This is a genomic window from Kitasatospora sp. NPDC058170 (assembly GCF_042883905.1).
Lineage (GTDB): Bacteria > Actinomycetota > Actinomycetes > Streptomycetales > Streptomycetaceae > Kitasatospora.
In genome coordinates this window covers 87752-114717 of record NZ_JBHVUV010000013.1, presented here as the reverse complement: position 1 = coordinate 114717, position 26966 = coordinate 87752, and the positions used below count along the sequence as shown (strand labels likewise).

At 76.7% G+C, this 26966-nt stretch carries 23 protein-coding genes; 6 read left to right on the top strand and 17 right to left on the bottom strand.

Translation table 11 applies throughout. From position 1 onward, the window contains the following. Positions 1–128: 128 nt before the first annotated feature. Entirely contained in the window at positions 129–2243 is a 2115-nt protein-coding gene (locus ACFVVX_RS16700) for a hypothetical protein (RefSeq protein WP_387946033.1), read from the bottom strand. A gap of 186 nt (positions 2244–2429) precedes the next feature. Between ACFVVX_RS16700 and ACFVVX_RS16695 the strand changes: the two genes are divergently transcribed. After that, positions 2430–2999, top strand: coding sequence for an HAD domain-containing protein (locus ACFVVX_RS16695; RefSeq protein WP_387946031.1), 570 nt, complete (start codon positions 2430–2432; stop codon positions 2997–2999). Between the two features lie 83 nt (positions 3000–3082). Here the strand turns inward: ACFVVX_RS16695 and ACFVVX_RS16690 are convergent, their stop codons facing one another. Next, positions 3083–4039: a hypothetical protein gene (locus ACFVVX_RS16690; RefSeq protein ID WP_387946029.1), complete on the bottom strand. Its 957-nt coding sequence runs from the start codon at positions 4037–4039 to the stop codon at positions 3083–3085. Positions 4040–4104: 65 nt separating this feature from the next. On the opposite strand from ACFVVX_RS16690, the gene ACFVVX_RS16685 reads away from it, so the two are divergent. Continuing rightward, positions 4105–4734, top strand: coding sequence for a TetR/AcrR family transcriptional regulator (locus tag ACFVVX_RS16685; RefSeq protein ID WP_387946027.1), 630 nt, complete (start codon positions 4105–4107; stop codon positions 4732–4734). A gap of 35 nt (positions 4735–4769) precedes the next feature. Here ACFVVX_RS16685 and ACFVVX_RS16680 read toward each other — a convergent pair whose 3' ends face one another. From ACFVVX_RS16680 to ACFVVX_RS16620, 13 genes are all read right to left on the bottom strand, one after another. Further along, positions 4770–8558 (bottom strand): BTAD domain-containing putative transcriptional regulator, encoded by a 3789-nt coding sequence (locus ACFVVX_RS16680; RefSeq protein WP_387946025.1) that lies wholly within the window; start codon positions 8556–8558, stop codon positions 4770–4772. Continuing rightward, entirely contained in the window at positions 8558–9046 is a 489-nt protein-coding gene (locus tag ACFVVX_RS16675) for a hypothetical protein (protein ID WP_387946023.1), read from the bottom strand. Before ACFVVX_RS16675 ends, ACFVVX_RS16680 begins: the two co-directional genes overlap by 1 nt. A gap of 163 nt (positions 9047–9209) precedes the next feature. Then, positions 9210–9647 (bottom strand): TadE family protein, encoded by a 438-nt coding sequence (locus tag ACFVVX_RS16670; protein WP_387946021.1) that lies wholly within the window; start codon positions 9645–9647, stop codon positions 9210–9212. Between the two features lie 80 nt (positions 9648–9727). Further along, entirely contained in the window at positions 9728–10222 is a 495-nt protein-coding gene (locus ACFVVX_RS16665; protein WP_387946019.1) for a TadE/TadG family type IV pilus assembly protein, read from the bottom strand. 35 nt (positions 10223–10257) lie between these two features. Next, entirely contained in the window at positions 10258–10581 is a 324-nt protein-coding gene (locus ACFVVX_RS16660) for a hypothetical protein (RefSeq protein WP_387946017.1), read from the bottom strand. Positions 10582–10635: 54 nt separating this feature from the next. Then, positions 10636–11517: a hypothetical protein gene (locus tag ACFVVX_RS16655; RefSeq protein ID WP_387946015.1), complete on the bottom strand. Its 882-nt coding sequence runs from the start codon at positions 11515–11517 to the stop codon at positions 10636–10638. Further along, entirely contained in the window at positions 11514–12491 is a 978-nt protein-coding gene (locus tag ACFVVX_RS16650; RefSeq protein WP_387946013.1) for a type II secretion system F family protein, read from the bottom strand. Before ACFVVX_RS16650 ends, ACFVVX_RS16655 begins: the two co-directional genes overlap by 4 nt. Next, positions 12491–14110, bottom strand: a complete 1620-nt coding sequence (locus ACFVVX_RS16645; RefSeq protein ID WP_387946011.1) for a CpaF family protein — start codon at positions 14108–14110, stop codon at positions 12491–12493. Before ACFVVX_RS16645 ends, ACFVVX_RS16650 begins: the two co-directional genes overlap by 1 nt. Then, on the bottom strand, positions 14100–15296 hold the full coding sequence (locus ACFVVX_RS16640; protein ID WP_387946009.1) for a hypothetical protein: 1197 nt from the start codon (positions 15294–15296) through the stop codon (positions 14100–14102). Before ACFVVX_RS16640 ends, ACFVVX_RS16645 begins: the two co-directional genes overlap by 11 nt. A 1-nt stretch (position 15297) precedes the next feature. Then, positions 15298–16047 carry an SAF domain-containing protein gene (locus ACFVVX_RS16635; RefSeq protein WP_387946007.1) on the bottom strand — a complete coding sequence of 250 codons (750 nt, stop codon included), beginning with the start codon at positions 16045–16047 and terminating at the stop codon, positions 15298–15300. 155 nt (positions 16048–16202) lie between these two features. After that, a complete protein-coding gene (locus ACFVVX_RS16630; RefSeq protein WP_387946005.1) occupies positions 16203–17066 on the bottom strand; it encodes a hypothetical protein in 864 nt (287 codons plus the stop codon). A 71-nt stretch (positions 17067–17137) separates the two neighbouring features. Then, a complete protein-coding gene (locus tag ACFVVX_RS16625) occupies positions 17138–17704 on the bottom strand; it encodes a hypothetical protein (RefSeq protein WP_387946003.1) in 567 nt (188 codons plus the stop codon). A 195-nt stretch (positions 17705–17899) separates the two neighbouring features. Further along, the gene (locus tag ACFVVX_RS16620) at positions 17900–18760 is read right to left on the bottom strand and encodes a hypothetical protein (protein ID WP_387946001.1); all 861 of its coding nucleotides are present in this window, start codon (positions 18758–18760) and stop codon (positions 17900–17902) included. A 306-nt stretch (positions 18761–19066) separates the two neighbouring features. Here ACFVVX_RS16620 and ACFVVX_RS16615 point away from each other — a divergent pair, with 306 nt between their 5' ends. From ACFVVX_RS16615 to ACFVVX_RS16605, 3 genes are all read left to right on the top strand, one after another. Continuing rightward, positions 19067–19498, top strand: a complete 432-nt coding sequence (locus ACFVVX_RS16615) for a pyridoxamine 5'-phosphate oxidase family protein (protein WP_387945999.1) — start codon at positions 19067–19069, stop codon at positions 19496–19498. 101 nt (positions 19499–19599) lie between these two features. Further along, entirely contained in the window at positions 19600–20052 is a 453-nt protein-coding gene (locus ACFVVX_RS16610; protein ID WP_387945997.1) for a MaoC family dehydratase, read from the top strand. Positions 20053–20303: 251 nt separating this feature from the next. Then, positions 20304–21557, top strand: a complete 1254-nt coding sequence (locus ACFVVX_RS16605; RefSeq protein WP_387946205.1) for an MBL fold metallo-hydrolase — start codon at positions 20304–20306, stop codon at positions 21555–21557. 287 nt (positions 21558–21844) lie between these two features. Here the strand turns inward: ACFVVX_RS16605 and ACFVVX_RS16600 are convergent, their stop codons facing one another. Next, complete coding sequence (locus ACFVVX_RS16600) at positions 21845–24538, bottom strand: DUF6493 family protein (protein ID WP_387945995.1); 2694 nt, start codon at positions 24536–24538, stop codon at positions 21845–21847. Continuing rightward, on the bottom strand, positions 24535–25911 hold the full coding sequence (locus ACFVVX_RS16595; RefSeq protein ID WP_387945993.1) for an SWIM zinc finger family protein: 1377 nt from the start codon (positions 25909–25911) through the stop codon (positions 24535–24537). Before ACFVVX_RS16595 ends, ACFVVX_RS16600 begins: the two co-directional genes overlap by 4 nt. Before the next feature lie 134 nt (positions 25912–26045). On the opposite strand from ACFVVX_RS16595, the gene ACFVVX_RS16590 reads away from it, so the two are divergent. Continuing rightward, entirely contained in the window at positions 26046–26957 is a 912-nt protein-coding gene (locus tag ACFVVX_RS16590; RefSeq protein ID WP_387945991.1) for an acyl-CoA thioesterase, read from the top strand. Positions 26958–26966 lie beyond the last annotated feature (9 nt).

The following is a 26966-nucleotide window of genomic DNA, read 5'->3' as shown; positions in this document are numbered from 1 at the left end:
GCTCTCACCCGCACGCCCCGCCCCGCCCTCAAGCCCCCGCCCGCCCTGCGGGGCCCCAACCATGGGTGTGGTATGGGGGCGGGCCCGACTCCCCGCTCCTCACGTCTTCGCGCCGTCCGTCAGGCGGGTCAGCCGTGGTCGGCGCCCGCCGCGGCGAGCTGGGCCAGGTAGCGCTCGGCGGCGCGGAGCTTGCGGCCGTCGGAGCCTGGGAGGTAGGCGCGGAGCTCGATGATCTCCGGGGCGATCCGGATGGCCTCCGCGCGGTCCTTGATCGCGCGCCAGCACGCCTCCGCGTTGGTGGCGGCCTGCTGGGTCTCCGGGTGGTCCGCGCCCTGCGCCCGCAGCAGGGTGAGGGCCACCTCGCGGTAGATGTCCGCCGCCTCGGTCACCCGGCCGGCGAGCCGGGAGACGTGCGCCCGCACCTGCCTGACCTGGAGGACGGGGGCGGAGAAGGCGCCGTGCTCGGCGATCGCCTCCAGTTCGAGGGCGAAGGCGAGGTCGGTGGCGGCGGCGTGGTCCCCGGCGTCGGCGCTGCGGACGATCCGGCCGATCACCTCGCGGTAGTCGGCCCGGGGCGGCGAGGCCGGGGGCTCGTCGGCGGCGGCGTCGGCCACGGAGTCGGCCGGGGCGGGGGCGGGGGCGGCGGCCGCATCGGTGTCAGGCTCGGGGGCGGGCTGGGGCTCGGACTCACGCTCAGGCTCGGCGGTGGCGTCGGACAGTTCGACGGCGGGCTCGGCAGCGGCCGGCACGGCGTCCACAGGCGCGACGTCCACGGGCACGGCGGCGGCCGGCTCGGGGACGGGCGGTGCGGCGGCCGGGGTCGGCACGGCGTCGAACGGCCCGGGCGCAGCGGGCGCAGCAGTCGGCGCCGCGTCCACCGGCACCGGCACCGGCACCGGCACCGCGTCGAACGGCGCAGCGTCCACCGGACTCCCCTTGGCCAGCCTGACACCGGCGGAGGCCTCCGCCCGCCAGGCGTAAGCCTTCAGCAGGCTGACCGGCCGGGCCGGGGGCGGCGGGGTCGGCGGGACGGCCGCCTTCAGCAGGCTGAGCGGGCCGAGCGGCGCCGGGGCCACCGGTGCGGGGGCCACCGGCGCGGGAGCGGGCGCCGAGGCGGGCGCGGGCACGAACGCGGACGCGGGTGCCGGGGCCGTCACGGGCACCGCGCCCCCCGTCGGCATCCCGGCCGGGGCCGCCGGCTTGTCCAGCGTGACGGCGGGGCGGCCCGGCGCGGGGTACGGCACCGCCGGGCGGGGCAGCACGGCGGGCGGGCGACGGCCCTCGAACGGGACGGAGTCCAGCAGCGGGCCGTCGGTGCGGCGGGCGGTGTTGCGGAAGAACGGGAGGTCCGGCGCGTGGGTGGCCAGGATGGCCACGTCGGGCCGGAGCACCGAGTACACCTGCTGGCGCAGCTGCTCCGGCGCCAGGACGGCGTCCACGCCGGGCCGACCGCCGTGCAGGGCCTCGATCAGCGCGCGGGTGAAGGTGCCGATCTGCTCCGGGTCCGGGCTGACCACCGCCCAGAGCGGCAGGCCGTCGGTGAGCGGGGAGACGGGGCTCTGCAGGAACGGCCAGGCGTTCTGATCGGCGCTCAGGTCGGCGATGACCAGGGTCGGCCAGTCGGCGGGCCGGTGCCGCAGCTCGGCGGCGACGGACTGCCAGGGCAGGCCGTCCTGCCGGATGCTGCCGGGCTTGGAGTCCCGCAGGGTGAGGTGGAGCTGGCCGCTGCGCTTGTCCGCGACCAGGTGGCCGCCGAAGTGGACGAGCAGTGGTCCGGGGTGACGGGCGGCCGCGCGCAGGTGGGCGAGGACGGTGTGCGGGTCGCTGGCGCCGGGCAGGTGGACGGCGTCCACGGCGTCGGCCGCGAGCAGGACCTGCGGCGAGACGGCGGCGAGCATCGCGGACAGCACCGGCGCCTGGGTGGGCCCCCCGCGGCCCCAGGTGCGGCGGCCGGAGCTGCCGTAGCCGCCCTCGACGACGAGGATCCGCCCGCGCGGTCCGCCCGCCCCGAGTCCGCCGGGGGCGCCCGGGCCGCTCACCCCGTGGGCGGGCGTGGCGCCGGGCGCGGTGAACGGCGGCGGCGTCGCCGCGGGCGGCGGGGCCACCAGGGGGATCCCGGTGACGGTCCATCCGGTCGGCGGCGCCACGGGCGCGGCCGGCGGCTCGTACAGTGCGGCCGGTCCGGGGGTGTGCTCCTCGTACGGGTTGCTCGGCGGCCCCGGTGGCGGCACGGCATCCGCCACCGGTTCGGGACTCCCGGGGACCGCCGTAGCCTCCGCCATCTCTGGTCACCGCCCCGCCCCGCCGCTGAACGGCGTCTGATGCCCTTGCCCCGTGGTGCCGTCCACCACGTCTGTTTCCGCCACCCTACGAGATCCCGGCACACCCGATCCAGGCCGGGTCGGCCCGAGGGCCGTTACCGTACAGCGATGACGGATACCGCGCCGCCCCTTCTCTTCCTCGACGTCGACGGACCGCTCATCCCGTTCGGGGCGACACGCCGTCAGTTCCCGAACGGGTACCCGACGTATCCGGCGGTCGGCGGGCCGCCGGGAGCCGACCGGAATCCGCTGCTGGACCGGATCGATCCGGCCCACGGGCCCCGGTTGCGGGCGCTGCGGTGCGAGCTGGTGTGGGCCACCACCTGGCTCTCCGAGGCGAACGAGGTGGTCGCACCGCGGCTCGGCCTGCCGGCGCTGCCCGTGGTGGACCTCCCGGACCGGACGGCGGACCAGGAGGCCGCGGACGCCTGGGCCGGTCTCCACCCGAAGACCCGCGCCCTGCTCGCCTGGGCGGCCGGGCGGCCGTTCGCCTGGGTCGACGACGAGATCGGCGCCGCCGACCGGTCGTGGGTGGCGGCGCACCATCCGGGACCGGCCCTGCTGCACCGCGTCGACCCCCGAACCGGCCTCACCGACGCGGACTTCACCGCCCTGCACACCTGGCGCACCGGCCTGCCGGACCACGGTCCCTCCGCGGGGTCGGACGGTCGGGCGTAGTCGGCCACCGGCTGCGCGGGCCCGGGCCCGCCCCGGCGGGGCCCCTGGAAGCAACCCTCCCAAGGCGTGGGCCCGGCCCCTGGTCAGACCGTCAGTTCCCGGATCAGTCGGCGGTAGGTGTCGAAGGCGGGCTTGGGGGTGTAGTCGTCCCGCAGGAGGCCGAAGCGGTCGAACAGGCCGGTGCCCGCGCTGTCGGCGTCGCGCAGGTCGAAGAAGGAGTACCCGGTGATGTTGAGCTCCTCGCGGAGTCCGGCCACCGTGCGGATCACGGTCTCGACGACCTCGGCCTGGCGCTGCTCGGTGCGGTCCGGTCCGGTGGGCCAGCCGTTCTCGCAGATCCGGATGGGTACTTCGCGGCCGATGCCGGCCTTCGGGAGGCTGGTGTCGCGGAAGTCGGTGACCACCGCGGCCACCGCGCCGGGCAGCAGGTCCGCCGGCTGGCGGTGGAAGACGTCGGGGAAGAAGTCCAGGCCGACGTAGTCCAGGGAGCGGTGGAAGCGGTCGTCGGCCAGCGCGCCGAGGTCCGGCCAGAAGGTGTCGGCAGGGTCGAAGACCGGCACCGCGTTGAAGCCGACGGCGATGTCGTGGCCGCGGGCCCGGGCCTCCTCCTTGGCCGCGATGACGCCCTGGACCAGGGCCTGACGCACGTTCGGCATGCTGCCGTCGAGGACCGGGAGGTCCACGTTGGGCTCCTCGCAGAGTTGGAGCGTCGCCAGGTGCGGGCCGTCGGTCCGCACGGTGGCCCGGACGAAGTCCAGCCAGCCGTCGAGTGCGTCGCCCGGCTCGCGGAACGTGAGCACCAGGTCGAGCCTGCGGCCTTCGCCGAGGTGGCGCACGGGGTCGGCCGGGGTGGCCCGGGTGTCCGGGCCGGCGCCCGCCGGGTACGGGCGGTAGGCGCGGACCAGCAGGGTCGGGGCACCACCCTGGAGCCGGCGCAGCGCGGCGGTGATCCGCTCCGGCCGGTCGGGGCTGACGGGGTGCACGATGCCGGTGTCACTGCCCAGGGCGGCGCCCGGGTAGATCCCGAAGGTGAAGGTCATGGATCCCACCCTAGACGAAATTTTTGGTGTCACACCAATTTTGCTGCGACCCTATGATTCAGGCCATGGGACTCCGTGAGCTCAAGAAGCAGCAGACCCGGGCCACCCTCGCCGACACGGCGACCGCGCTCTTCCTCCGGCACGGCTTCGACCAGGTCACCGTGGCCGAGGTGGCCCGGGCCGCGGGGGTGTCCGTGAACACGGTCTTCAACTACTTCCCCACCAAGGAGGACCTGTTCTTCGACCGGCAGAGCGAGGTGGAGGCGCGGCTCGCCGAGCTCGTCCGCACCCGGCCGACGGGCCGCTCCGCGGCCGGCGCCGTCCGCGACGGGCTGCTGGCGGCGCTCGAACGCGACGAGCCGACCCTCGGGCTGAACGACGAGGCGAGGCCGTTCTGGCAGGTGATCGCCGACAGCCCCGCCCTCCAGGCCCGCGGCCGCGAGATCGCCGAACGCTCCGAGGCCGCGCTCGCGGCGGCCCTCGCCGAGGAGACGGGGGCCGACCCGGAGGACCCGCTGCCCCGGCTGCTCGCCGGGGCCATCGCCGGGGCCTACCGGGCGACCACCCACGAGATCCACCGCCGGGTGGTCGCGGGCGAGCCGGCGGAGGAGATCAGGCGCTCCGTCCTCCTCGCCACCCGGCAGGCGTTCGACCTGCTGCAGTCAGGACTCGACGGCTACCCGGGCTCCCCCTGACCCTCCTCCCGGGCCGCCCGGGCCGCCTCCCCCGGTCACGCGCCCGACAGGAGGTCGCGGAGCAGGGCCACGGTGTCCGCGTCGAGCTCGCGACCGGTGCGGCGGCTGAGCGCGTCGAGGCGGTTGACGGCCCGCAGCAGCTGGTCGCGGGCGCCGGCCGAGGCGTAGGCGTAGAAGAGGTCGCGGTGCAGGAGTTCGACGTCCGGGGCGACGGCGAGGCCGCGGAAGACGGCGGCCTCGGCGCTGCGGTGGTCGCCGTACTGGAGGCGGCGGGCGGCGAGTTCGTGGGCGGTGTCGACGATCGCGGCGATCATGTCCTGCCGCTCGGCCTCGGCCCAGCCGTACGCGGCGGGCGGCGCCTCCGCGAACGGTGCGCCCCGGACCAGGGCGAGGGCGTGGGCGAGGGCCGCGTCGGCGGTGGCGCTGGTGCTGCGCATGCCGCGGCGGTAGAGGCCGCGGAACTCGTCCCAGTCGCAGGTCACGGTCGGGGCGAAGGAGTAGCCCTCGGCGGTGTCGGTGGGCAGGAAGGCGCGACCCTCGGGTGAGGCGCCGAACCAGGCGGCCAGGTCGCCGAGTTTGCCGGGCAGCGGGCTGGTGGCGTCGGCGGCGGTGGGGTGCGGGTCGAGGTGGGCCGCGCCGGGGTGCAGGTCGTGGTCCAGCGCGGTGTGGTCGGCGCCCGGGCGCAGCGCCAGGTAGGCGGCGAGCTCGGTGAGCCGGGGCAGTGCGGAGGGTTCGGCGGTGCCGCCGGCGCCGACCACGTCGACCGGGCCGAGCAGCCGGATGCGGGGGGCGGTGCGGACGGCGTGCGCCTCCGGGGAGCGGAGGATCGCGAGCAGGTCGTCGCAGTCGGTGCGGCCGGAGCTGGTGCGGGCCACCGGGGCGGCGGCCCCCGGCCCGGGCTCCGGCTCGGGCTCCGGCTCGGCCTCGGCGGCCGGCTCCGGTTCCGGTTCCGGCTCCGGGCGGGCCGGGATCCGCGGGTCGACACCGGTCGGCGCGGGGGCCGCGTCGTGCACCGGCACGGGCTCCGGTACGGCCGGGGGCACCGGCGCGATCGGGGCCACCGGCTCGGCCACGGGCACCGGCACGGCCTGGGCCACCGGCGGAAGGGGCTGGACCGGGACGACCACCTCGGCGCCAGTGGGCAGCCGCAGGTTCTGGGTGGTCTCGTCCAGGTCCGCCTCCGGCTGCGGATCCGGCTGCACCAGCGGGTGGCTCGCCTGCCGGCCCAGGCCGTTGACCAGGTACCGGCCGGGCCCCGGCATGGCCGGTGCGGCCGGGTCGGTGCCCGCGAACGGGCTGACCCCGGTGCCGATCACGCGGGCCAGCAGCCGCGGACCGGCCGCCTCCGCGCCGTCCGCCGCGCCGCCGGGGCGCTCCGCCGGGGCGCCGACGGCGGCCAGCACCGGGACGGGGGCGGGGAGTTCGGCCGGTTCGAGGTCGACGCCGGGGCCGTCCAGGGTCCAGGCGGGGGCCGGGTGCTGGGTGGTGTCGTCGGCGGCCCGGAGCAGCTCGGTGACCTGCTCGTACTGCGTGCCGGTCAGGCGCTGCAGCTCCAGGGTGAGGTGCAGGCCGGGGATGGTGGCCGGGCCGGTGCTCGGCAGGGTCCAGCGGGCGACCGGGCCGGTGCCGCGCTCGGGCGCGCGGGTGATCACGGCGACGCAGGTCCGGGGGCGGGCGTCGAGCAGCCGGCCGAGCTCGGCGGGGATGTCGCCGCCCGGCTGGTGGGCGCAGAGCACGATCTCCGGGACCCAGGACTCGTCGGCCTCGCCCCGGCTGCGGGCGTCCCGGGGGCTGAGGGCGTCGGCCGCGACCAGCGTGGCGCGGGCCTTGGCGGTGCGCGGGCCGAGGGCGGTGAGGGCGGCCTCCAGGGTGGTGTGGCGGTGGACCCGCTCAGCGGCGGGACCGCTGATCGGCAGCTCCTCGGCGAGGTCGACCAGGTGCAGGTGGATGCGGTCGGCGAGCGGGCTGTGGGCCAGCTCTATGGCCAGGGTGCGCATCACGTCCCGGGCGTCGTCGGGGTGCCCGGAGAGGTGGAGCAGCCGCACGGTCTCCAGGTCCGCCAGGACCACCGAGCCGTCGGGCGCCGAGCCGAGGGTGACCAGCGCCGGGTAGGGCGCGGCGGTCTTCCGGGCCTGGGCGGGCGAGAGCAGCTCGCCGGAGTCGGCGGCGCACCACCAGACGTTGGGGGCGTGGGCGGCGCGGAACGGCGCGATCGGCGCGGCCGGTCCGGAGAGGTGGAGCTCGATCGTGCGGCCGGGGGTCAGCCGGGCGGCGACGATGGCGGGCAGCCGCTTGCCGCCCCGGACGGTGTTGCGGGCCATGGTGCGCAGGGCGCGGTCGAGCAGGTCGAGGCCGCTGTCGTCCTGGCGGGCCTTGAGCTCGGCCTCGAAGGCGGCGGCCGGGGTGGCGGGCAGGGCGATCCGGTGGCGCGGGCGGCGGGCGCGCAGCTGGGTGCCGCGCTTGTGGGCGACGGTGCCGACCATCATGGCGGCGAGCAGCACTCCGACCGTGGAGGCGGCGAGGGCGACGGAGTAGTCGTCGCTCGGGGCGTCCTGCGCGTGGGCGGCCGGGGCCGGGGCGTGGGCGGGCGTCGGCGTGGCCGGCGCGGGGGCCTGCGTCGCGGGGGCCGGGGTGGCCGGTGCCGGGGTGGCCGGCGGGGCCGGGGCCTGGGTCGCGGGCGGTGCGGGTGCCTGGGTGGCCGGCGGCGCGGGAGCGGGAGCCGGCGCAGGGGCAGGGGCAGGGGCCGGGGCAGGGGCCGGGGCAGGGGCAGCCGCTCCCGGCAGCGTCAGCACCATCCCCGGTACCACCACGTCCGGATCGGTGAGCGTCTCCCCGTCCGGCGCCGCGGCGCCCCGGTTCGCCTCGAAGAGCTGCGGCCACGCCTCGGCGTCCCCCAACTCCCGCTGGGCGATGGCCGACAGGCTGTCACCGGCGCCGACCGTCACGGTCGTGTGCCCGGTACCGGAGGTCCCCGGCTGCGGAACCGGCGCGGGCGCCGGGGCGGGAGCGGGCGCCGGGGCCGGGTCCGCCTTCGCGTCGCCCGGCATCAACAGCTCCCAACCGGGCTGGATCGGCCGGTCCGCGTCGAAGCGAATACCCGAACCGTCCATCACCCGGCCGTCGTTGAGCTTGGCGATCTCCACCCATCGCTCACCCGAGCCGAGTTGGCGCTCGGCGATGGACCAGAGACTGTCGGCCGGCCGGCTGTCCCGCACGGTGTACGCGGGTTGCTGGTCGGCGGCGGGCGTCAACGCGGGCGCGGCCTGTGCGGCGGGCAGCGCTGCCCGCTGCGCTCCGATCGTCAACTGGGCCGGGGCGGAGGCGGACTGGGCCCGGTCCGGGGCGGCCGCGAAGGCCGAACCGGCCACCGGCAGGAGCGCGATCACCGAGCCGACCAGGCCCGCCGCGACCCGCTGGCTCCAGCCGAACGCCGGGATCCGGCGGGCGATCCGCCCGCGCAGCTGCGCCGGGATCTCCAGCAGCACGGAGGCCGCGAAGCACAGCCAGCCGAGCCAGCCGACCACCACCAGCAGCCAGAGGAACAGCCGCCCGTCGTCCGGACTGGTCAGCAGCTGCCCGAGGCCGTCGGGCGCGACCTCGCCCATCGCGGCCACCGCCCGGGTGCCGTACAGCAGCAGTGCGGGGACGCCGGCCAGCAGGCCGATCAGGGTGACCAGCGCCGCGAGCGCGGTGATCACCGAGCCGCCCCGGCGGCCCCGGCGCGGCGGCAGCGGTGCCGGCCGACGGCCGGCCCCCGGGGAGGCGGGCGTGCCGTGCGCCGAACGTCGGGCACGGGCTTGGTCCTTGGCGCGTGGCGCGGCCATCAGTCGGTCTCCGGTTTCTCGACTCCGTGGACGAGGGTGGCGCTGCCCTTGCCCTTCACCTTCCGCTTGCCGAGCTCGCCCAGCAGGACCGGCTTGTAGTCGGCCGTCACCGTGACGGTGACGACCGAGCCGTCCGGGGAGAACCGGACGTCGTCGACCGCCAGGCCGTAGCCCCGGTCGTACAGGCCCAGGTAGCTGTTGACGGCGTCCTTGGCGTACTGCTCCTTGACCTTGTACCCCTCGCCCTGGAGCACGGCCGCCTCGTCGAGCTGCTGGCCGACCACCCGGGCGGCCTCCAGCGCGACGCCGTCGGTCCGTTCGGCCACCCGCAGCCGGCCGCCGGCGTCCACCACCAGGGCGATGACGAGGACCAGGAAGGCGGCACAGATCGCGACGAAGATCGCGATCGATCCCCGGTCCGACCGGCCGCGCCGGCCGCGGGCACGCCGGGCGCCGCCGCCGAGCCCCGTGAGCCGTGCGCGCCCCATCGCGCCCCCTCCCCTGCCGTCGTCTCCCCCGGCGGCCCCGCCCGGGGCCGTCCCGTCGTCCGTCCGGCGTCCCCCGACGCCCTCCGCTTGCGTCTCCCCCGCCCGGGCCGCCCCCAACCCCCGCCCCGGGCACCTCGTCACCGCCGGCCGCGCCACCCCGCCGTCACCGCCCCCGGTAGCGGTCGACCACCGAGACGAAGCGCCCGATGAGGGTCTTCGTCACCGGCAGGTTCGGCCCGGCCACCAGGTCCGACAGACCGACCGTGCAGCTCACCCGCACGGTGACGGTGGTGAGGTCGCCGCTCTCGGTGTGCAGTATGCCGTCCTCGGCCGCGACGTCCAGCTTGCCGCAGTCGATGCCCTGTTGGGCGAGGACCTCCCGGGCGGCCTGCTCCGCCACCCGGTCCGCGGCCGTCGCGTCCACCGTGCGGGCCAGCGAGACCGTCCGGGCGGCGGAGCGGGCGGCCGCCTCCACCCCGGAGGCCGTGGTCTGCACCCGGCCGGCCGCGATGGCGAGCAGGATCAGCGTGACGACGGCCGGAGCCACGATCGCCGCCTCGATCGCCACCCCGCCGCCGTCCCGCCCCCGGCCGGACCGCACCGACCGCACCGACCGGACCGACCACACGGACCGCACCGCGCCCGGCGGCCGGACGCCCCGCCGACGCGGCCCCGGCCCCTTCACGGCGCCTGCTTCGACGGCACGCCCGAGGACGAACCCGCCGAGGCCGGAGCCACCGACGGCAGCGCACCCGCCGACGCAGCCGGCTTCGATCCGCCCGGCTTGGGCGTACCGGGCTTCGGAGTCGACACGACCGGCGGGACGAACCGCTCACGCGGCGCCTGCGCGGACTGTGTGATGGTGATCCCGGACAGGCCGGGGACCAGCACCGCCGACCGCACGCTCACCGTGACCCGGATCAGCTCCGGCGTGCTGCCGGCCGTGCTGACCTCGAAGTCGCGCCCGCCCTGCCGCCGGAGGAAGTCCCCGGCCTGCTCGACCGCCGCGGCGTTCTTGACCGCGTCACCGGTGTTCCCCTGCATCCGGCCGGCGTCCACGCCCTCGCGGGCGGCGGTGAGCGCGAGTTGGCGGCCGTACCACCACATCGAGCTCTGGACGACGAGCAGCACGAGCAGGAGCACGACCGGGAAGACGATGGCCAGGCTCAGGCTCATCGCTCCTCGGTCGCCACGGCGACGGGGTCGGTACGTCACGAGCCGCTCGCACCACCCGCCGCCGCGCCACCGGCGGCGGCACCGCCCGCGGCGCCCGCACCCGGCAGGTTCGGATCCTGGTCGACCTTCTTCACGACCTTGTCCTTCAGCGTGTACAGCGCCACCGCCACGGCCCCGGCGACGAAGACCAACGCGATGATGGCCAGGGCGAGTTCGATGCTGATCGCGCCCCGGTCGCCGCGGGCCCGGGCGGCCCGGAGGCGGCCCATCCGGAAGGTGAAGAGCAGCAGCGCGAACTGCACGGGCAGCAGGACAGGTCGAAGGAACCTGCCTGCCAGGTCTTTCAGGTGGACGGTCATCAGGACTCCCGGGAGGTGGTGTGGTGACAGCTGCTCGCAACGTCCGCTGCCGGACTAGCCGTTGAGCATCTGGTGGAGCGCGGGGAAGACGATCAGGGCGGTCATCAGCAGGGTCAGGGCGGCCCCCGGCGCGACCATCCGCTCGCTGTCGGCGTTGGCCCGGGCCAGGTCCTCGGCCAGCAGCTCGCCGCGCAGACCCTTGGCGCGGGCCCGCAGGGTGTCGTACACGGCCGCGCCGTCGGTGCCGGAGAGCCGCATGATGTCGGCGACGTCCTGCAACGGGGTCAGGCCGAGCTCGGCGGCGAGCGCGTCCAGGCCGGCCCAGGGCGGCAGCCGGTCGGTGGCGGCGCGGTCCAGGGCGTCCCGGATCCGGCGGAACACCGTGCCGCGCCCGACCGAGGCGGCCCGGCGCAGCGCCTCGGCGGGCCCGCAGTCGGCGGCCCGCTCCAGCGCGACGAGTTCCAGGTAGGCGGCGATGCCGTGCAGGTACTCGGTCCGGGCCTCCTTGGCCTCGCCGCGCACGATGGCGTCCGGGACGAACCAGAGCAGCCCGGCCAGCAGCGGTCCGACCACCAGCGGCAGCGCGAACGGCAGGCCGACGTCGAGCAGCAGCGCCATCGCGGCCAGGTAGGCCGGCAGGACGAGGCCGATGACGGCGAACAGCATCTTGTGCGCCATGAAGCGGGCCGGGGTGCGGCCGATCAGCGACAGCTCGCGCTGCGGGATGCGCACCCCGCGCAGGGCCAGCGAGCGCTCGCCGATCCGGTCGAACCAGCGCGGCCGCTCGTCCGGGTCGGGCGCCCGATCGGCGGGCGTGCGGTGCAGCCGGTCCAGGGCCTGGCCCAGGTCCGGTGGCGCGGGCCGGAGTTCGGATATCAGCAGGGCGATGCCGCCGGCCGCGAGGGCGCCGGCCAGCACGGACCAGGGGGAGATCACCGGACCTCCCCGAGGCCGAGGAGGCGCTCGCCCTCGGCGGGGCCGTCCTGGCCCTCCCCGGGGTCGGAGCGGCGGCCGGTGCGGCTGCGCCGGTCGGCCTCCAGCAGCCGGGGGACCGGCGGGTGCGAGGCGAGCGCGCGCATCCAGGCGATCACCGCGACGAACATCGCGGCGACCACGGCGAGCACGACCTGCCCGAGCACCGTGCTGTACGGCCGGGTGTAGTCGGTGTTGAAGGAGCCGACGACCACGACCAGCACGATGATGCCGACCAGCCAGCGGATGGTGGTGCGGTGCTTGGCCCGGTCGGCCTCGATGATGCGGCGCTGGCGGACCTCCTCGCGGACCGAGTCCGCCATGTCGGACAGGGCCCGGGCGAGGCCCGGCCCGCTGTCCCCGGAGCGCAGCAGCAGCGCGGCGAGCACCTTGTCGGCGGTGGCGTCGGCGAGGCTGTCGGCGAAGGCCCGCAGCGCCTCCTCAGGCCGCCAGCGGGCCTGCAGCCGGGCGGCCAGCTCGCCGATCTCGTCCTCCAGCGCGGCGGGGGCGGTGCGGCGGCTGGTGACGATGGCCTGGTTGAGGCCGACGCCGAGCAGCAGCACGTCCGCGATCCGCTGGGTCCACTCGGAGAGTGCCTCCAGCCGCTCGATCCGGTGGGTGTCCGGGCGGGTGGTGTCGAACAGCCAGGGCAGGCCGAAGACGCCCAGCGGCACCAGCAGCGCGGTGAGCGGGATCCCGGTGAACAGCCAGCCCAGCGGCGCGCCGACCAGGGTCAGCGGGAGCTGGACCCGGCGCAGCCGCACCACCCGGGCGGGGGCGGTGCCGGGCGCGCCGTACCAGAGGACGTGGGCGCGGCCGGTCAGCGGACTGCCGCTCCGGTCCTCGTCCTCCCCGGTGTCCTCGCTGCCGCGGGCCCAGGCCACCAGGGCGACCAGGCCGATCGCGACCAGCAGCCCGCACAGGGCGAAGAGCAGCATCACCGCGCGCCACCGCCGATCCGCAGCTGGAGCGGGCCCGTCCAGCTCCCGTACCGGGAGCCGAGCAGCGCGGCGTCGAAGCCGGCCCGGCGCAGGTCGTCCAGGCAGTTCGGCGGGGTGTGCGGGACGGCGCGCGGCTCGCCGAGTTCGGGGCGCGGGCCGAAGACGGTGTTCAGCGCCGGCCGGCCGCTCTCGCCGAGGCCGGCCACCTCCAGGACGTGCGAGACGAAGCGGTGCCGGCGGCCGCCGACGGCGGTCTCGTCGACCATCGCCACATGGACGATCAGGTCGACGGCGTTGGCGGTGAGCCGGTAGGCGAGGGCGTCGGTCATGTGCGAGCCGTACTCCAGGCAGAGTTCGGCGATCCGGTCGACCACCATGTGCGGGCCGCGCGCGTGCAGGGTGCACATCGAGCCGCCCTCGCCGTTGGTCATCACCCGCAGCATCGGGACGACCTCGCCGGAGCGGACCTCGCCGACGATGATCCGGGAGAGGGTCATCCGCAGCGCCGCGGGGATGAGGTCGCCGATGGTCAGCTCGCCCGCGACCCGGCCGTCGACGCGTTCGCCGTTGCCCTCCCGGGCCTCCATCGGGACGACCTGGCGCAGGTGGCCGAGGGTGTGCAGCCAGAGCTCGAACTCCGACTCCAGGGTGCCGATCCGCTCGTCCGGCGGGATCTCGGCGGCCATCGCGCGCAGCAGGCTGGTCTTGCCGACGCCCTGGGTGCCGGTGATCATCACGTTCTTCCTGGCCCGGATCGCCGCGGCCAGGAAGGCGGCCAGGGTGGAGTCCAGGGTGCCGAGTTGGACCATTTCGGGGAGGGTCGCCGAGGCCACCCGGTGGCGGCGGATCGCCACGTAGGGCCGCGGGGTGACCTCGGTGAGCGCCTGCAGGCGCATGCCGCCCTCCAGGCGCAGGGCGAGCGTGGGGCTGGCGGTGGAGAGGCTGCGCTCGCCGCCGCCGTGCTGGCGGGCCAGGTCCTGGAGCAGTTCGACGAGTTCGGCGTCGCTGTCGGCCACCGGCGGTACCTGGCGCAGGGGTTGGTGCACCCGGGAGACCCAGACGTCGTCGCAGCCGTTGATCAGGATGTTCTCGATCTCCGGGTCGTCCAGGTAGGGCTGGAGCCGCCCGGCGCGGAACAGCAGGTCGAAGACGGCCTCGGCGAGCGCGCGGTCCTGGTCACGGGTGGGCGGGATCCCGTGGGTCTGCGCGTAGGCGTCCGACCAGCGGGCGACCGCCTCCTCGATCAGTGCCCGGCCGCGCTGGCGGCGGGTGGCGCGGTCCGGCTCGGCGCCGGAGGCGGCGGTCAACCGGGTGATCTGCTGGTGCAGTTCGGCCGCGACCTGGCGCTTGAGCTCGCGCGCCACCTGCGGGTCGACGGCCGGCCGGGTGCCGGCGCCGCGCCGGTCGAGCGAGGGGAGCTGGGAGGGGACGGCGGTGGGGGTCGCGGAGCCGCCCTGGTAGGCGGACGCCGGCGCGGCGGGCGCGACCGGGCCCGGGGTGACCGGCCCCGGCTGGACCGCCGACGGGGCCACCGGTTGGGCCGGCGGCGGGGCCGCGGTCCACGGGAGCGCGGCCGGGTCGGCCGCCGGGTGCTGGTGCAGGGGGCTACCGCGCACGGAGCACCTCCCCGTAGGTGATGTGCGACTGCTGCGGATGGCCGTACTGCGGTACCCCGTCGGGGTCGGCCGGCGGGCCCGGCTGGACCGGGCCGGGGACGGGCCCGGTCGGCTGGACGTGCGCGGGGAACGGCGAGGGAGCGGTCGGCTGCGCGTGCGCCGGGAACGGCGACGGCGGCTGGACGTGTGCGGGGAAGGGCGCGGGCGCGGCCGGCTGCGGTGCCAGCCCGGCGAGCGGCGCCACCGGCCCGGTGGTGATCACCGGCGGTACCGGCTGCGGCGGCGCGTACGCGAAGGGCTGGCCCTCGGGGGCCGCCGCGGGGGCGCCCGGGCCGGGGACGCCGGGACCGGGAGGGGCTGGGGCCGGGGCGATCGGCGCCGGGGCGGGCGCGGCCGAGGGCGCCAGCCGCTGCCGGCGGCGGCGCACCAGCAGCTGGACCTCGTCCGCCGCCGACCGGGCGGTGCGCATCAGCTCCGAGCGGATGAACCGCCGGTCGGTGCTGTCCCCGCCGTCCGACAGCACCCGGGCGGTCCGCGCCGCGTGCGGCAGCAGCCCGAGCACCGGGAGCGCGAACTCGCGCGACACCTCGGCCGCCGAGTACGGCCCCTCGGCGATCAGCAGCAGCCCGAGCGCGTCCGCGCCGGTGCCCGCCGCCGCCAGGTCCTCGGTCAGCGCGGCCAGCCGGGGGCGGACGGCGCTCAGCCCGCGCAGGGTGGTCCGCACGGTCACCGCGACCACGTCCGCCCGGCGGGCGAGGACGGCGCTGACCCCGGTGGCGCCGGAGCGGCCGAGGTCCAGGATCACGTCGTAGCCCTGCTGCTCCAGCCCGTGCAGCACCTCCATCAGCGGCTCCCAGGTGTAGGCGAGCCCCGGGGCCTGGGTGGGGTCGGTCAGCCCGGGCAGCAGCAGCCGCTCGGCGTTCCCCTCGGGCGACAGGTCGATCAGCTGCTCCCAGAGCGCCTGGGCGAGCAGCCCGCGCCGGTCGGCGATGGCGAGGTTGCGCAGCCCGTAGACCGCCTCGACCCGGCCCTCCAGCGCGCCGGCGAGCACCGCGCCGCCGTCCGGGTCGCATTCCACCAGCAGGATCCGGCGCCCGGGCTGCAGCGGCCAGGCCAGCAGCAGCGCCAGCGCCGTCGTGGTCGCGCCCGGTGCGCCCGGGCCTCCGACCACCGCGATGACAGCCATCTCAGGCCCCACCCACCCCGCTCGGCGCTGCGGACCCGGCCGGAGCCGCCCCGGAGGGCGCGGCCGAGGGTGCGGCCGTCCCGGGGGCCGCCCCCGACGGGGCGCCCGAGGGGGCGAGGCCGGCCGCACGCGGCGCCAGCACCACCTGGATCCGCCCGCTCGCCACCCAGGCGGCCAGCCGGGCCGCGTCCGCGGCGGGCACCGCCACGTCCACCACCTGGCTGCCGTCGGTGTCCACCCGGCCGACCGCGGTGACCACCGCGCCCATCGACTCGGGCCGCCCGGTGTCCGGCGTGAAGACCACGACGATCTGGACCCCGGGCAGCAGCCTGGTGGCCGGCAGCTGGGTGCGCTTGGCGGACACGCCCACCACCAGCTGGCCCGGCTGCACGGTCAGGGTCTGCGCCAGGTCGGCCGACACCACCAGCGCCCCGCGCTTGAGGTCGGTGGTGGCCCGCATCCCGACCGCGCGGGTCCGCTCCTCGGCCCCCAGCGGCTTGAGCGCCGGGTCGCCGGCGATCCGCGCCACCACCAGGTCGGCGTCGGTCAGCACCTGTCCGTAGGGCACGTCCCGGGCCATCGCCAGCACCGCGACCCGCTGCCCGGTGCTGTTGTAGAGCACCGCCCCGCCCAGTCCGCCGGCGGCTATCAGGGCCACGGCCATCGCCAGCACCGCGGGCCGGCGCCGCCGTGCCCGCAGCGTCCGGCCGGGCGCGTGCGGCGCCCCGCGCCCCGGTTTCTGCTCGGGCACCGGTGCGGACGCCGCCGCGGTTCCGGTCGTGCCGGACCCCGGCGTCGCAAACGTACGGTTCTCCACCGGGCTCCGGCCTTTCCACGTCGATCGGTTGGGTGCGGGCCGCGCTGCGGCCGGCCTGCGTACGGCGGACGACTGCGCCCGCCCGTCGGTCAGTTGAGGACCTGCACCTCGGCCACTCTGACCGCCAGCGGGGTCGACAGGGTCATCGGCAGCGGGTCGATCCGCTGGGTGCCGCCGGTCACGGTGACATCGGCCTGCCAGTACACGGTGACGCTCCCGGCGAAGGTGCCGCCCGGCACGGTGCCCGAGCCGGCGGCGAACGTGTGCGAGCAGTCCGGTGACCTGCGCGCGCCGTACGAGGGGTCGTACGGGGTCCCGGCGGTCGTGCAGGTCTCCTCGTGCCCGTCACCGAGGTCCCAGACCACCTTGAGCAGCCGGGGGGTGACCGTCACCGCGAGGGTGTTGCCGCGCACCGTGACCGGGGCGGGCACCGCCGGGCCCTTCGACTGGTCCAGCCAGAGCCAGACCGGTACGCCCACCACCGCCGCGTCCTTCGGCGCGATGCCGGGGACGGGGTCGGAGAAGTCGATCTTGTCCTTGGCCTCCCTGGCGAGCGCCACCGGGTTGTCCGGCGGCGGCCCGGCGGGAGCCTGGGCGAAGAACCTCGGTTCGGTGGTGCCCACCCCGTCCTCGGTGAACTTGCAGCTCACGTTGTAGACCGCGCCGTCGGACGGCTTGTGCCCCTCCCACGCCGGATCCCCCTCGGCCGGCTGCGGGCTGACGTACCGGTAGTAGCAGCCGGTCGAGTTGCTGAACCAGCCCGCCTCCGGGTCGTGGCAGGGCCAGTCCTTCCCGTTCCAGCTGCAGACCTGCGGGCCGCCGCCCCCGGTACCGCCGGTGCTGCCGCCCCCGCCCGGAGGCGGCGCGGTCGCCGGATCCTTGACCTTGTCGCAGATCGACTTCACCTCGCAGTGGTTGACCGTCCCGCCGCCGGGCGTCGGTTCGTCCGCCATCGCCGGCACCGCCGCGGATAACAGCAGTCCGGCGACGAACAGTGCACGGATCGGGATTCGAGACTGGATTCTCAGCATGTCCGGCCCACCTCGCGCTTGAAGTCGTAGATCAGCCACCTGGCTTCGGACTTTCGCAGGGACGCGGTCGCGATGTAGCGCGACAGCCGTTGCACGGGATCCTTTGTCGCATGCGTGCCGGCATCCGCCTGGTGCCAGCCCGTCACATCGAGGCAGTCCTCGACCACGGCGGTCTGCGGGTTCGCCTTCAGATCAAGGGTCTTCACCACGGGGGAATTCCGCGGGCCGCCGATCATCACCAGTTTGGCGGCGCGCAGCCCCTGGAGATCGACGAGGACTCCGCTGAGCGCCTGCCCCGAGGAGTAGGCCTCCAGGGCGGACCCGTCCGAGTCGACGCGGCCGAAGGCCTCGACCTGGGCCTGCCACCAGTCCTGATACGTCCTCAGCGCCGATCTGGCGGCGGCTCCCTCGGGGCCGTCGCTCGGCGCGATCCCGACGTTTGAGGAACCACCCGAAGGTGTTACCGGAGTCATCACCGCAACACTGGGCGCAGCCGTCCCCAGACGATCGACGGAACCGGCGCCACCACTGCTCGCGCAAGCGCTCAGCAGCATCGCCAAAACCAGCCCACCGACCCCAACCGCCCCAGGGCGCAACACATTTCCGCGCTGCCGCATCGCCCCACCTCGTCGCGACCGACCCCGTCCGTGGTCCGTGGTCGCCAGAAGAATTCCGCCGTCCCGCTGGTGTTGTTGCGAGGGCATCGATTCTTCGCCAACCCACCCCTTCACGGCAACACCTCGGGCCCCCTGACCTTACGCGGAAGGCGGATCCGTCGGGGCACTTTCCCGCCACAGAACGGCCAACAGTTCTTCGGAAAGCGACAATCCGGCCAATGCGCCCCGCACGGCGGCCCGATTGCGCATCAACAGGCGCCCGCCGTGCGGCGGAACGAGCAGGCGCGCGCCGGTCGTGCCCGGCTGGGCGGCGGCCGCCGGGTCGCCGCCGCCCAGCCGGGCGGCCACCGCCGGCTGCAGGTCGAGCGGCGCCACGGCGGCCGGGGCGCCCGGGATGCCCTGCTCCAGAACGGCGGTGAGGGACCGGCTGAACGACCCGTCCCCGCCGGGCAGGACGTCGTCCCGGCCGCGTCTGCCGGGGGTGTAGCGGCCGACTCTGCCCCAGAGCGGGACCCGCGAGTAGCTGAGCAGCTCGCCCGCACCGTCCTCGCCACCCCCGCGTTCGAGCGCCGCCCAGGTGTCCCGGTCGGCGACGGCGTCGACCAGCAACAGGGCCTCCTCCTGGTCGCCGTGGACCATCGCGCTGACCACCCAGTCCCAGGCGAGCCCGCGCCGGTAGGCGTTGTCGGCCGTGCTGCCGCCGGTGACCAGGGCCAGTCGCCGCCCGCGCGGGTCGGCGACCAGCTGGCCGAGCAGGCAGACCACCAGCCAGCGGCCGGGCCGGCGGGCCGCCTCGCGCACCTCGGTGAGCATGGTGTTGGCGTCGGCGGCCGGATCCACGACCGCGACCCGGCAGCCGGCCGAGCCCGCGTCGAAGCACATCCCGGGCAGCACGTCGGCGAGCAGCCGGGCGCCGTCCGCCGCCAGCGCCGAGCCGCCGAAGCCGCGGTCGGGCCCGCCGTCCGCCCCGATCACCACCAGATCGACCCCGCTGATCATCCGTACGCCCCCTTCCTACCGGCCCGGCGCACCGGAACCGCCTGCCACCCACACCGCACGCCGCCGGAGCGGGCCCGCTCCGGGCGCCCGCACCGGACGCCCGGTACCCGCCGGACAAGCTACCGCCCCGGACCGTCACGGACCGGGCCCCGGGCCGGGTCGCGCCCGCCGCGCGGCCCGTTCGGCGGCCCGCCGCACCGTCTGCCGCACCGGCCGCGGCGCCGCCCGTCCAGCGGCCCTCGGCCCCGTCGCTCAGGGACCATGGGCCCTATCGGCCCGCACCCGTGCGGGAGGACGATCGGACCCATGGACCGTGAAGAGCACGTGGAGACCCTGGGCGAGGCCGAGTGCCTGCGGCTGCTCAGCACCGTGCCCGTCGGGCGCGTGGTGTACACCGAACACGCGCTGCCCGCCGTGCTGCCGGTCTCCTTCCAGGTCGCGGCGGACGGGCGGCTGCTGCTCGCGGTGCGCCGGCTCAGCACCACCGCCCGCTGCCTGGACGGCACGGTCGTCGCCTTCCAGGCCGACCTGCTGGACCCGGCCACCCGGACGGGGTGGAGCGTGCTGGTGCACGGCCGGGCGGACGTGGTGCGCGACGCGGAGCAGTACCGGCGGGCGCTGCGCTCCGGGCTGCGGCCCTGGGTCGGCGATCCGGACCCGATGTTCGTCGCCCTGGTACCGGAGTTGGTCAGCGGGCGCCGGCTCTTCCCGCTCGGCCGCCGGGTGCAGCACTCCTGAGCCCACCGGGGCGCCCGGGCCCGCCCGGGGCCCCTGACAGGTGACCGGCGAGTAGGCATACTCTGCCGGAGTCCCGCAGTCCCCGCCCCCAGGAGCGCACCTTGACGACCTTCGCCTCCCTCGCCGACCTGGCCGCCGCCGTCGGCACCGAGCTCGGCACCAGCGCGTGGCACACCGTCGACCAGGCCAGGATCGACCTGTTCGCCGAGGCCACCGGGGACCACCAGTGGATCCACGTCGACCCGGAGCGGGCGAAGGAGAGCCAATTCGGCTCGACCATCGCGCACGGCTATCTGACGCTGTCGATGATCCCGGTGCTGGCGAAGGAGTGCTACGGCGTCGAGGGCGTGCGGATGGCGCTGAACTACGGCTCGGAGAAGGTGCGCTTCCCCGCTCCCGTCCCCGTCGGCACCGCGATCCGGGCGACGGCCGAGCTGCTCTCCGCCACCGAGGTCCCCGGCGGCGTCCAGGCGGTCGTCCGGTTCACCGTCACCAGCGCGGAGAGCGCCAAGCCGCACTGCGTCGCGGAGGCGATCACCCGCTTCTACGCCTGAGCGGTCCGGACCGGCAGGAGACCCCGCCGTACGCCGAACGGCACGCGCGGGGCCTCCCACCAGGTCCGGACGGCCCACGGCGAGTAACCTCCGACGAGATGGTTGTCGTACCGGACGGGACCGCACCACCGGCGGTACGCACCTCGGCATGCCCGGTAGCCGTAACCCTCTTTGGAGGTGCCGTGCCCCGCCCCGCTCCGTGGTATTCCCGCGTCGCCGGTCTGACCTCGCAGTTCTCCACTCCCCCGGGCCTGGCCGGCCTCCGCCGCTCCGCCTGGCACCGGGTCAGGACGGACGCCTTCGGGGCCGAGCCCCGGGGCGAGCGCCTGTCCCGGATCCACCGCTCGCCGCAGTTCGCCGACGGTGCCTTCCGCAACCCGCTGCCCACCCGCCGGCTGGTGTACGAGCGCACGCCCCTGGAGATCACCCGCGCCCGGCTGACCTCCGACCGGACCCGCCGCAGCCCCACCGCCGCCGTGCCGCTGCACCGGCTGCTCCCGGTCGAGCTGGCCGCGCCGCCCGCCTCCGGACTGCGGCTGACCTGGCTGGGCCACGCCACCGTGCTGGCCGAGATCGAGGGCCGCCGGGTGCTGTTCGACCCGGTCTGGGGCGAGCGCTGCTCGCCGTTCGGCTGGACCGGCCCCAAGCGGCTGCACCCGGTACCGCTGCCGCTCGGCGAACTCGGGCCGGTGGACGTGGTGGTGGTCTCGCACGACCACTACGACCACCTGGACATGGCCACCGTCCGCGCGCTGTCCGGCACCGGCGCCGTGTTCGCCGTGCCGCTCGGCGTCGGCGCGCACCTGGAGCACTGGGGCGTACCGGCCGACCGGATCGTCGAGCTGGACTGGTGGGAGTCGGCCGAGGTCGCCGGGCTGACCCTGACCGCCACCCCGGCCCGGCACTACTGCTCGCGCGGACCGCGCACCAGCGCGCTGTTCCTCTGGGCCTCCTGGGTGGTGGCCGGCGCCGAGCACCGGGTCTTCCACAGCGGGGACACCGGCTACTTCCCGGCCTTCGCCGAGATCGGCCGCCGGCTCGGACCCTTCGACGCGACGATGATGCAGGTCGGCGCCTACAGCGACTTCTGGCCCGAGGTGCACATGACCCCCGAGGAAGGGGTCCGGGCTCACCTCGACCTCGGCGGGGAGCTGCTGCTGCCGATCCACTGGTGCACCTTCGACCTGGCGCCGCACCCGTGGGAGGAACCCGCCGAGCGGGCGGTCGCCGCCGCCCAGGCACTCGGCGCGCGCCTGGCGGCGCCCCGGCCCGGCAAGCCGTTCGAACCGGTGGACCCGCCGCCGCTGCGGCTCTGGTGGCGGGCGGTCGCGGCGCTGCCCCAGGACGCGGAGCTGCTCGTCCCGGACGGCCCGGCCAAGGCCGCGGGCGGCCCGGCCAAGACTGCCGGCGGCCCGGCCAAGACTGCCGGCGGCCCGGCCGAGGCCGCGGGCGGCCCCGCCACCCGGCCGCAGGCGGCCGCCGAGGACGGCGGCGTCACGGTCTGACCACCGCGCGGCCCGGCCCGGCGCTCCCCCTGGCGCCGGGCCCACCCGTGCCGCCGCCGCCCCGCCCTCAGCCCGCTGGGGCTTGTCTGACAATTCCCGCCGCGCGCGCGACGCCGGGCATCCTCCCCCAGCCTTCGGCCGGGAGGTACCCCCACCTGGACGCACCGCCGAATCGCCCAAGTACGTCCAGTACGAGGCCGATCCGGCGGCACGCCCAGCCGGGCGCGGATTGGGGGCACCTCCCGGCCGGAGGCTGGGGGAGCCGCGCGCTGATGCGACGCGAATCGTCAGACAAGCCCCAGCACCTCCCGCAGCGCCCGTGCCTCCTTGACCAGGCGGCTGGCGCCGGAGCGGGCCGCGACCCGCACGACCTCCTCGATCGGGCCGCGCGCCCCGGTCCGCCGGGCACAGTCCGCGGCCACCGCGACCACGTCGCCCAGGCCCCGCGGCGCCGGGTCGAGCGCCAGCAGCCCGGGCAGCGCCGGGGCCAGCACCGACCAGACCGTGCCGTACGCGCCGGTCTGCGCCGCCGCGTCCAGGGCGTTGCCCAGCCGTGAGGGCAGCACCGTGCCCGCGGCCACCAGCGCGGCCAGCTCCCGGCCGAGCAGGCCGCCGTCCAGGTCCCCGCGCGCGGCGAGCACCAGCAGCGCGTCCACCGCCGCCGTCCGGTCCGCGGGGAAGCGGGCGCCCAGCCCGTACGCCACCACCAGGTGCACCGCGAGCCCGGCCGGACCGCCGGCCTCGGCGAGGACGGGCAGCAGCCCGGCCGCACCGCGCCGCTCGCGGTCGGCGGAGTCGGCGAACCAGTCCAGCCAGCGGGCCGCCAGCTCCTCCCGGTGGTGCGGGAGCATCGCGGCCCAGTGCACGGTGGGCTGCCACTGCCACTCGTTCTGCTTGCGGGCCCGGGCCACGCTCGGCTCGGTGCCCTCCAGCAGCGCCCGGAAGACGGCGTCCAGCCGCTCGCCGCCCGGCCCCTTGGGCCCGGCGCCGATGCCCGGCTGGGCGACGGCGACCCGGTTGAGGTCCTCCCACCAGCGGTCCCAGAAGGGGTGGCCGCCCGCGGTGTCCCGGCCGGGCCTGAAGACGACCCGCTCCGAGGGCTGGCCGGGCAGCCCGCCCCCGGCGAGCCAGTGCGCCACCCGGCGCCCGGCCGGGGAGGTGAGCCGCCCGGCCGCGGCGAGCGGCTCGGCGTCGGTGGTCGGGGTGAGCCGCAGAAGGGCGGCCTGCACGTCCGCCTCGCCCGGTGCCACGCCCGCCTCCTCGTACCGGGCCAGCCGCTCGACCAGCGCGGACGCCGCCAGCGCGCCGGTGGCGTCGGTGGGGGTGGCCAGCAGCAGCGGCAGCCCGCCGGTGGTGATCCGCTCGGCCGCCTCCACCAGCCGGGCGCCCAGCACGTGGCCGTACGGCGTGTTGTTCGCACCGCGCAGCGCGGACCGGTCCTTGCGCCGGAGCACGCCCTTGCGGTGGTGCGGGTCCACCTGCCCGGTGACGGTGAGCGCGACGTACAGGACGTCGCGGGGGCCGCAGTCGTCCCAGCGCCGGTGCTCGTTCCAGTGGTGCACCCGCAGCACCGGCTCCAGTGCCGCGCCGAGCGCCGCCCGGTCGAGGCGGGCGTGCCGCACCAGGCCGTCCAGGAGGCGCTCGAAGACCGCGACCTCCGGCTGCTCCGCCGCCAGCAGCGCGGACAGCTCCTCGGCGACCTCGGCCGGCGTGGCGATCGGCTCCGCCAGCGGGCGCGGGACGGGCACGGGCGGCAGCAGCTCGCTCCACCCGGTGTCCGGGTCGTCGCCGCCGACCGGGCCGCCGAACAGCCCTGCGGCGCGCGCGTGGTGGGCCGGGTTCAGCCCCTCGGCGGCGAACCGCAGCTCGGGCAGCACGGCCGGGCCTGCGGCCTTGAGGTGACGGGCCACCACGTGGAGCGCCCGCTCCTGGAGGGCGGTGTCCGGGTGGCCGAAGGCCTCGGCGGCCGCCAGCACCAGCGGGCCGGCGCGCTCCGGCGCGCGCCTCGCCGCCTTGTCCAGCCAGCCCAGCTGTGCCCGGACCAGCTTCTTCTCCGTCCGGAACAGCACCACCGCCGAGGCCTCGACCGCCACCTCGGACTCGACCAGCCCGGCCTCGTCCAGCCCGGCGAGCACCTCCTGGGCGTGGCCGGCCACCACCGAGAGGCCGTCCAGCAGCGCGAGCAGGCTGCGGACGTGCGCGGCGTACTCCCCGGGCGCGGGGGCGAGCTCCCGCAGCACCGCGAGGAAGAACCGCTGGTCGGCCGGGCGGCCGCCGCGCACCAGCCGGGCGAGGCAGCGGTCGACCAGTTCGGCGCGGTCCAGCTCCCCGCTCGCGGCCAGCCCGGCGACGGCCTCGGACCAGACGTCCCCCGGCCGGTCGGAGAGCCGCGTCTCCAGCAGCGAGCCGATGTCGGCCAGCTCGAACACCCGGGGCAGCAGGACCGGCCGGAAGGCGTCGGCGCGCAGCCGCTCCAGCATCGTCGCGCGGGCACCACGCCGGCCGCCGTCGCCGTGGACGAGCCGGCGCAGCCACTCGGTGACGAACGCGTCGGACTCCGGCACCGGGCACCCCGTCCGCCGCACCACCTGCTCGATCAGCGGGTAGAGGTCCCAGTTCCAGCCCTGCGGGGAGCGCTCGGCGAGCCGGGCGGCCACGTCGGTCTGCCACTCGACCGGATGGGCGGCCACCACCTCGGCGAGCGCGGGGTGGCGGGCCCAGGAGCGGCCCGCGAAGTCCCGCCCGCCGATCCAGGCGGCGGCCGCGGCCGGCCCGGTGTGGCAGCCGGCGCCGGCGACCAGCAGGGCGCCGCTCTGCCGCTCCGCCGTCCTCGACCACTCGCCCCGGAGCCGCTTGCGCAGGTCCTTCAGCTCCACCAGGCAGGCCCGCCGCTCGGCCGGGCCGAGCGCCGCGGCCAGGGCCGGCACCTGCGGCGTCCGCCCCTCCCGGACGGCCTGCAGCAGCTCCTCCACCGCACTCATCGGCCGGCCCCCGTCCCGGTGCGGGCCTCGCGGACCATCCCGACCGCCAGGACGTGCTTGCACGGGCCGCGCCCGCCCCGGTACTTGGCCCACCACAGGCAGGTGCAGGACGCCCCGCCCGCCGCGTCCGTCCGCACCCGCTGGACGTGGTCGTCCACCGTCACCGTGGCGAGCCCGCCGCCCTCCTCCAGCACCGCGCCCGCCGCGACCAGCGCGTGCGCGGCCCGCAGCCGCGGGTTGCGCGCCTCGGCGCGGCCCGCGTCGTACGGCAGCTGGCGGTGGAAGTAGGCGGCCTCCGCCGTGTCGTAGCCGATCTGCCCGGCCGTGCCGAGCCTGGTCAGCGCGGCCCGGACCCGCTCCGCGGGGAGCCCGGACTGCTCGGCCAGCTCGGCGGTGTCGATCCGCGGCTCCCAGGCGAGCAGCACGCCGACCAGCTCGGCGTCCTGCTCGGCCGTGCCGGTGGCCAGCGCGCCGAGCACCCCGCCCTCGCCGGAGAAGCCCCGCGAGGCGTCGGGCGAGAGGGTGAGGGTCAGCCGCATGCCCGGCAGCACCACCTCCCAGGCCGAGGCCTGCGGTCCGTCGCCCGCCACCGGCCCGTACACCCGCAGCGCCAGCGCGTGGCGCAGCACCCGGTGGAGGGCGGCCAGCCGCTCCGGGCCGGGCAGGCAGACCGAGCCGGGCACCGGCCGGGTGGTGGGGCGCAGCGTCCGGCCGGCCGGCACGACCCACCCGGGGGCGCCGGGGCGGGCGCTGCCGCGCGGCAGGGAGCGCAGGAAGCGGACGGCCTCCGCGGCGGGCAGCTCGGCCCGCAGGTCGAAGCCGGCGGCGGTGACCTGGGTCTCGGCGAAGCCGCGCAGCCAGCGCTCGGGCAGCGGGACCTTGCGCTCGACGACCGGCCCGTCGAAGGTGGTGACCTCCAGGGCGTCCGGTCCGACGGCCAGGTGCAGCGGGTCGGCCGGGCCGATCCGGGTGAGCGCCTCGCGCAGCGGGTTGTTGACGTCGACGTTGGTGGTGCCGTGGCCGATGTCGTCGCCGTCGAGCCCGGCCTCCAGCACGTCGAGGCGGGCGTAGACGCCGCAGCAGCCGGAGAAGGACTCGAAGCGCAGCCGGTCCCCGTTGGCGGTGACCACCGGGTCGAGCGAGGCGCGCAGCCGCGGCTGGTGGTAGCGGGCGGCGGCGACGTCGGCGACGGCCAGCAGCCCGGCGGCGGCGGCCGCCGGGTCGGCCAGGAAGCCGGCGAAGAAGCGCGGGTTGGCGACCGCCCCGAGCGGGGTGGCGCCGCCGGAGGTCTCCAGGGCGAGGCGGGGGCCGTCGGCGCCGTCGAGGACGGCGGACGGGCGCAGATAGGCGTACGCGTGTGCGGCTTGCGTCATGCCGAGCACGCTAGGTGACCGCACTGACAGTCCGTCCGCCCCCGGCAGGACTGGAACAGGTTCTATTGCACGGAACGCCCTCGGGGTTACCCAGGTCACACCGGTGGACCGTTGGTTTCTGCCACTATGGGCCGGTGAACGAGCTGACCCATCAGGAGACTCGGGCCACCGACGCCGGTAGCCCGTTCGCCGAGCTGTTGCGGATCGACCGGCTGGACGGGAACACGTTCCGGGGCCGCTGCCACGCCGGCGCCCCGATGCGGGCCTTCGGCGGCCAGGTCGCCGCGCAGGCGCTGACCGCGGCCGGGCACACCATCGGCGACGGCCGCTCGGTGCACTCGCTGCACGGCTACTTCCTGCTCCCCGGCGATCCGACCCGCCCGATCCGCTACGAGGTGGAGCGGGTCCGCGAGGGCATGTCGTACGCCACCCGCCGGGTGACGGCCGTCCAGGGCGAGGAGGCGATCTTCACGCTGTCCGCGTCCTTCAAGCGCTCCGAGCCCGCCGCCGACCGGCACCGGGAGATGCCCCGGGTGCCCGGGCCGGAGGAGCTGCCGGACGCCTTCGCGCGCTGGGACGACACCGCCCGCGGGGACCTGGCCCGGATCGACGGGTTCCGCGCCCTGGAACTGCGCTTCGTCCCGCCGGACGCACCCGGGCTGCCGCCGGCCGTCCCGGGCATGCCGCAGCAGTTCGTCTGGCTGCGCACCGGCTCCCCGCTGCCCGCCGGGGACCCGCTGGTGCACGTCTGCGCGCTCACCTACCTCTCGGACCTGACGCTGGCCTCGACCGCCGGGCTGCACCTGCAGCCCAACTTCTTCCAGCGCACCCAGCCGCCCCGGCTGATCCTCGCCTCGCTGGACCACGCGATGTGGTTCCACCGCCCGTTCCGGGCCGACGAGTGGCTGCTGTTCGCCCAGCGCAGCCCGTCCGCCTCGGACGGCCGGGGGCTGTCGCTCGGCGAGTTCTACGACCGGGACGGCCTGCTGGTGGCCTCGGCGGTCCAGGAGGCCCTGGTCCGCGAACGGCCTCCCCGCCCCCGTTGACGGGGGTCC

What these genes read in the sequence shown, in the direction of transcription:
- ACFVVX_RS16695 (WP_387946031.1), top strand. Translation starts at nt 2,430, where the DNA reads ATGACGGATACCGCGCCGCCCCTTCTCTTCCTCGACGTCGACGGACCG.
- ACFVVX_RS16690 (WP_387946029.1), bottom strand. Translation starts at nt 4,039, where the DNA reads ATGACCTTCACCTTCGGGATCTACCCGGGCGCCGCCCTGGGCAGTGAC.
- ACFVVX_RS16685 (WP_387946027.1), top strand. Translation starts at nt 4,105, where the DNA reads ATGGGACTCCGTGAGCTCAAGAAGCAGCAGACCCGGGCCACCCTCGCC.
- ACFVVX_RS16680 (WP_387946025.1), bottom strand. Translation starts at nt 8,558, where the DNA reads ATGGCCGCGCCACGCGCCAAGGACCAAGCCCGTGCCCGACGTTCGGCG.
- ACFVVX_RS16675 (WP_387946023.1), bottom strand. Translation starts at nt 9,046, where the DNA reads ATGGGGCGCGCACGGCTCACGGGGCTCGGCGGCGGCGCCCGGCGTGCC.
- ACFVVX_RS16665 (WP_387946019.1), bottom strand. Translation starts at nt 10,222, where the DNA reads ATGAGCCTGAGCCTGGCCATCGTCTTCCCGGTCGTGCTCCTGCTCGTG.
- ACFVVX_RS16660 (WP_387946017.1), bottom strand. Translation starts at nt 10,581, where the DNA reads ATGACCGTCCACCTGAAAGACCTGGCAGGCAGGTTCCTTCGACCTGTC.
- ACFVVX_RS16650 (WP_387946013.1), bottom strand. Translation starts at nt 12,491, where the DNA reads ATGCTGCTCTTCGCCCTGTGCGGGCTGCTGGTCGCGATCGGCCTGGTC.
- ACFVVX_RS16640 (WP_387946009.1), bottom strand. Translation starts at nt 15,296, where the DNA reads ATGGCTGTCATCGCGGTGGTCGGAGGCCCGGGCGCACCGGGCGCGACC.
- ACFVVX_RS16630 (WP_387946005.1), bottom strand. Translation starts at nt 17,066, where the DNA reads ATGGCGGACGAACCGACGCCCGGCGGCGGGACGGTCAACCACTGCGAG.
- ACFVVX_RS16620 (WP_387946001.1), bottom strand. Translation starts at nt 18,760, where the DNA reads ATGATCAGCGGGGTCGATCTGGTGGTGATCGGGGCGGACGGCGGGCCC.
- ACFVVX_RS16615 (WP_387945999.1), top strand. Translation starts at nt 19,067, where the DNA reads ATGGACCGTGAAGAGCACGTGGAGACCCTGGGCGAGGCCGAGTGCCTG.
- ACFVVX_RS16600 (WP_387945995.1), bottom strand. Translation starts at nt 24,538, where the DNA reads ATGAGTGCGGTGGAGGAGCTGCTGCAGGCCGTCCGGGAGGGGCGGACG.
- ACFVVX_RS16595 (WP_387945993.1), bottom strand. Translation starts at nt 25,911, where the DNA reads ATGACGCAAGCCGCACACGCGTACGCCTATCTGCGCCCGTCCGCCGTC.